At 57.5% G+C, this 1,553-nt stretch carries 2 protein-coding genes; one reads left to right on the top strand and one right to left on the bottom strand.

Annotation, left to right across the window (positions count from 1 at the left end):
• Positions 1–666: hypothetical protein (locus tag KG698_RS15225; RefSeq protein WP_213686390.1), on the top strand; the 666-nt coding region annotated here is incomplete at its 5' end.
• 17 nt (positions 667–683) lie between these two features.
• On the opposite strand, the gene KG698_RS15220 is transcribed toward KG698_RS15225, so the two are convergent.
• Positions 684–1,553, bottom strand: an 870-nt coding sequence (locus KG698_RS15220; RefSeq protein ID WP_213686389.1) for a hypothetical protein, incomplete at its 5' end; no start/stop codon positions are given.

Raw genomic sequence — 1,553 nt, 5'->3', positions numbered from 1 at the left:
GCGCCGAAGAGATCGCTTATTGTGGCGTTGGGCGGCGTTTTGGGCGTGTTCCTTGGGTTTGGTGCCGCCATTGTATTCTCTATGCGGCGCGGCAAGCTCCATAGTGTTGGCGCGGTGGCTGGTGCCTTTGGCGGTGGTGACGCTGTGTTGGGGCGGCGCAAAGATATCGTTGCGGGCGCTGGGCGCATATTTTGGCAAGATGTCAGGGTCTCCTTTGGGGAATTTGATGGCGGCGCTATCGTCATGACAGGCTTTGCTGCCGATGAGGTTATTTTGCGTTCGGCCAATGGTCTGGCATCTGAGTTCGCACGCTCGGGCATACCCGTGTCGATCATTGACATGGGTGCGCGCGCTAATTCTGGCGCAACGGCGGGTGAAGTTGGTGGCGGCGTGTCAGTCATCGACAACGGAACCGGTATTCCGACATATCGCTGCGAGCCAAGTCAGATGGATGAAGTCATGGCAAAGCTCAGCAAAGATGACGGCGTTGTCATCATGCTTCCGCCATCGCCAGACAGCGACTTGCCATCGGTGAGGCAGGCCATAGCGTTGTCAAAAGGGCGCGTCTTCCTTGTCAACAGGGGCGAGATCACGCGCCATGATGTTGGACGCCTCCTTTTGGCTGAGAGGGGCGTCGGCGGGCGGCGCGTGTTGGCTGTTACCTAAGCCATTCCTGCCGCAGATCATTGGCGGCAGGATCTTCCACCGCGTCCTTCAAAGCTTCCAAACTCGACGGAGACTGATAGCTCAATCGCGCTTTGGGCGTTGTCGATGACCGAGCGGCGGCGGAGGATTTGGCTCTCAACAAGGATACACTCGCTCATGTAGTCGAGGTCGATGCCGACAACGCGCCGTTCTTCGCGGTCGAAGTTGTAGAAGAAATTGAGATCGCCGCCCCAGCCCATCTCGTGGCCGATCGTGAGATCCTGACTGTCGTACTCATTGTCATCAAGGCTGTAGTTTGCGGCAATGCCGGAACGCCAGTCCGATCCATTGTCGAAGGCGATGCCCAGTGATGCAAAGCTTGCATCGGTGGCCTCGGTGTCTCGCGTCACGCCCGAGCGCAGTGTGAGGGCATCATTGACGTCGATACGTGCACTCGCGGAAAGGAGGTTCGTTTTCGACGTCGTGCTCAAGACGGGATCGATACCAATCCTTGTGTAAGATGCGTTGATGCTCGCGTTTTCCCAGTTGTAGCCTGCCGATGCTCGGTCTGCGATGGGAAAGAAGTCGTCATTAAATGATCGACTGCCGCTGACAGAGAGGCCGCCCGAACTGTATCCCAAGTTGGCGGTGTATAGCCTGCCGCCGGCATAGTCGCCGGGATTGGTATTCCAAAAAAAGTCCTGCTCCACGCGGCCGCCGATCGACCATCCGCTGGTGAAATAGGCCATGTAGGTCGCACCAACATCTGTAAGTGCGATGTCGCGGTTCCTATCGAAACGGCGAAAGCGTCCCGTGCCGAAGCGGCCATTTGGATCGAAGGCGTCGATTGATCCATCGACGTCTGGAACGCGCATTGCATCACCATCGAAGGCGAGTTGGCGGATATA

The sequence above is a fragment of the Roseicyclus sp. genome (assembly GCF_018402035.1).
In the GTDB taxonomy this organism is placed as follows: Bacteria; Pseudomonadota; Alphaproteobacteria; order Rhodobacterales; family Rhodobacteraceae; genus Roseicyclus.
Note: the sequence above shows the minus strand (reverse complement) of the source record. Positions and strands in the feature narration are given on the sequence as shown.